The 3,882-nt window shown below is 56.7% G+C and carries 3 protein-coding genes; all 3 read left to right on the top strand.

Translation table 11 applies throughout. From position 1 onward, the window contains the following. Positions 1-2,429 (top strand): periplasmic nitrate reductase subunit alpha (napA, locus tag EQY_RS0118000; protein WP_000518363.1); only part of this gene is annotated, 2,429 nt, incomplete at its 5' end. A gap of 6 nt (positions 2,430-2,435) precedes the next feature. Then, a complete protein-coding gene (napG, locus tag EQY_RS0117995; RefSeq protein ID WP_000091291.1) occupies positions 2,436-3,131 on the top strand; it encodes a ferredoxin-type protein NapG in 696 nt (231 codons plus the stop codon). Next, a partial coding sequence (gene napH / locus EQY_RS0117990) for a quinol dehydrogenase ferredoxin subunit NapH (RefSeq protein ID WP_000013514.1) occupies positions 3,118-3,882 on the top strand: 765 nt, incomplete at its 3' end. The genes napG and napH, both read left to right, overlap by 14 nt.

The raw sequence follows: 3,882 nt of genomic DNA, 5'->3' as shown, positions 1-3,882 counted from the left end.
CTGCCGGTCTCAGCGTGCCGGGCGTTGCCCGCGCCGTTGTTGGTCAGCAGGAAGCCATTAAATGGGATAAAGCGCCGTGCCGTTTCTGCGGTACTGGTTGCGGCGTTCTGGTCGGAACGCAGCAGGGGCGTGTGGTGGCCTGTCAGGGCGACCCGGACGCACCGGTTAACCGTGGCCTGAACTGCATTAAGGGCTATTTCCTGCCCAAAATCATGTACGGTAAAGACCGTTTGACGCAGCCGCTGCTGCGTATGAAAAACGGTAAATATGACAAAGAAGGCGAATTTACCCCAATCACCTGGGATCAGGCTTTCGATGTGATGGAAGAGAAATTCAAAACCGCCCTGAAAGAAAAAGGGCCGGAATCGATCGGTATGTTCGGTTCTGGTCAATGGACTATCTGGGAAGGTTATGCCGCCTCCAAGCTGTTTAAAGCGGGCTTCCGTTCGAACAACATCGACCCGAACGCGCGTCACTGTATGGCGTCGGCAGTAGTTGGCTTTATGCGTACCTTTGGTATGGATGAGCCGATGGGCTGCTATGACGACATCGAGCAGGCTGACGCGTTTGTGCTGTGGGGCGCAAACATGGCGGAGATGCACCCGATCCTCTGGTCGCGCATCACTAACCGTCGTCTCTCTAATCAGAACGTCACCATAGCGGTGCTTTCTACCTACCAGCATCGTAGCTTCGAGCTGGCGGATAACGGCATCATCTTTACGCCACAGTCTGACCTGGTGATCCTGAACTACATCGCCAACTATATCATTCAAAACAATGCGATAAATCAGGACTTCTTCAGCAAACACGTTAATCTGCGTAAAGGGGCGACGGACATCGGCTACGGTTTACGTCCGACCCATCCGCTGGAAAAAGCAGCGAAGAATCCAGGTTCTGACGCCTCCGAACCGATGAGCTTTGAAGATTACAAAGCCTTCGTTGCTGAGTATACGCTGGAAAAAACTGCCGAAATGACCGGCGTGCCGAAAGATCAGTTAGAACAACTGGCGCAGCTGTATGCCGATCCGAACAAGAAAGTCATCTCCTACTGGACGATGGGCTTCAACCAGCATACTCGTGGCGTGTGGGCCAACAACCTGGTCTACAACCTGCACCTGCTGACCGGAAAAATTTCCCAGCCGGGTTGCGGTCCGTTCTCCCTGACCGGGCAGCCTTCCGCGTGCGGTACTGCGCGTGAAGTGGGCACCTTTGCTCACCGTCTGCCTGCGGACATGGTGGTGACTAACGAGAAACACCGTGATATCTGCGAGAAGAAGTGGAATATCCCGAGCGGCACCATTCCGGCGAAAATCGGTCTGCACGCGGTGGCACAAGACCGTGCGCTGAAAGACGGCAAGCTGAATGTTTACTGGACTATGTGTACCAACAACATGCAGGCCGGGCCGAACATTAATGAAGAGCGTATGCCGGGCTGGCGCGATCCGCGCAACTTCATCATCGTCTCCGATCCGTATCCGACAGTCAGTGCGCTGGCCGCCGACTTGATCCTGCCGACCGCAATGTGGGTAGAGAAAGAGGGGGCTTACGGTAACGCTGAACGTCGCACTCAATTCTGGCGTCAGCAGGTACAGGCACCGGGTGAAGCGAAATCGGATCTCTGGCAGTTAGTCCAGTTCTCCCGCCGCTTCAAAACTGAAGAAGTATGGCCGGAAGAGCTGCTGGCGAAGAAACCGGAACTGCGTGGCAAAACGCTGTACGAAGTTCTGTATGCCACCCCGGAAGTGAGCAAATTCCCGGTATCCGAACTGGCGGAAGATCAGCTGAACGATGAATCCCGCGAGCTGGGCTTCTATCTGCAAAAAGGGCTGTTCGAAGAGTACGCATGGTTTGGTCGCGGTCACGGTCACGATCTCGCGCCGTTCGATGACTACCACAAAGCGCGCGGTCTGCGCTGGCCGGTGGTGAACGGTAAAGAAACGCAGTGGCGTTACAGCGAAGGTAACGACCCGTACGTGAAAGCGGGTGAAGGCTACAAGTTCTACGGTAAACCGGATGGCAAAGCGGTGATCTTCGCGCTGCCGTTCGAACCGGCGGCGGAAGCACCGGATGAAGAGTACGATCTGTGGCTCTCTACCGGACGCGTCCTGGAGCACTGGCACACCGGCAGTATGACTCGCCGTGTGCCGGAACTGCACCGTGCCTTCCCGGAAGCGGTCCTGTTTATTCACCCGTTGGATGCGAAAGCGCGCGATCTGCGCCGTGGCGACAAAGTGAAAGTGGTTTCTCGCCGTGGCGAAGTGATCTCGATTGTTGAAACGCGCGGTCGTAACCGTCCGCCGCAGGGCCTGGTGTACATGCCGTTCTTCGACGCCGCACAGCTGGTTAACAAACTGACGCTGGATGCGACCGATCCGCTCTCGAAAGAGACGGACTTCAAGAAGTGCGCGGTCAAACTGGAGAAGGTGTAAGCCATTATGTCCCGGTCAGCGAAACCTCAAAATGGTCGCCGCCGCTTTCTGCGCGATGTCGTTCGCACAGCAGGCGGGCTGGCTGCCGTGGGTGTGGCGCTGGGGTTACAACAGCAAACCGCACGCGCATCTGGCGTGCGGTTGCGCCCGCCCGGAGCCATAAACGAGAACGCCTTTGCCAGTGCCTGTGTGCGTTGCGGTCAGTGTGTTCAGGCTTGCCCTTATGACACCTTAAAACTGGCGACGCTGGCTTCTGGCCTGTCGGCGGGCACGCCATATTTTGTCGCACGGGATATTCCTTGCGAAATGTGTGAGGACATTCCGTGCGCCAAAGTGTGCCCTAGCGGTGCGCTGGATCGTGAGATCGAATCGATCGACGACGCGCGGATGGGGCTGGCGGTGCTGGTGGACCAGGAAAACTGTCTCAACTTTCAGGGGCTGCGCTGCGATGTTTGTTATCGCGAATGCCCGAAAATTGATGAGGCCATCACCCTGGAGCTGGAGCGCAACACGCGTACCGGTAAGCACGCCCGCTTTCTGCCGACGGTTCACAGCGACGCCTGTACCGGTTGCGGTAAGTGCGAAAAAGTGTGCGTGCTGGAACAACCGGCAATCAAGGTGTTACCGCTGTCACTGGCGAAAGGGGAGTTAGGTCACCATTACCGCTTCGGCTGGCTGGAGGGGAACAATGGCAAATCGTAAACGTGACGCCGGGCGCGAGGCGCTGGAGAAAAAAGGCTGGTGGCGCAGTCACCGTTGGCTGGTATTGCGTCGCCTTTGTCAGTTCTTCGTGCTGGGGATGTTTTTGAGCGGCCCGTGGTTTGGTGTGTGGATTTTGCACGGCAACTACAGCAGTAGCCTGTTATTCGACACCGTTCCGCTGACCGATCCGCTGATGACGCTGCAAAGTCTTGCCAGCGGTCATCTGCCTGCCACGGTGGCGTTGACCGGTGCGGTAATTATCACCGTGCTCTACGCCCTGGCAGGAAAGCGATTATTTTGCAGTTGGGTCTGCCCGCTGAACCCGATTACCGACTTAGCGAACTGGTTGCGCCGGCGTTTTGACCTTAATCAGTCTGCGACGATCCCGCGCCACATTCGCTACGTGCTGTTGGTGGTCATTCTGGTGGGTTCGGCCTTAACTGGCACGCTCATCTGGGAATGGATCAACCCCGTTTCCCTGATGGGGCGTAGCCTGGTAATGGGCTTCGGTAGCGGCGCGCTGCTTATTCTCGCGCTGTTTTTATTTGATCTACTGGTCGTTGAACACGGCTGGTGCGGGCACATTTGTCCGGTTGGTGCACTGTATGGCGTGCTGGGTAGCAAAGGTGTGATTACCGTTGCGGCCACCGATCGGCAGAAATGTAACCGCTGTATGGATTGTTTTCATGTTTGCCCGGAACCGCATGTGCTACGTGCCCCGGTGCTGGATGAACAAAGCCCGGTGCAGGTC

It is taken from the genome of Escherichia sp. TW14182 (assembly GCF_000208525.1).
In the GTDB taxonomy this organism is placed as follows: Bacteria; Pseudomonadota; Gammaproteobacteria; order Enterobacterales; family Enterobacteriaceae; genus Escherichia; species Escherichia ruysiae.
This window is presented reverse-complemented; position numbering and strand designations above follow the sequence as displayed.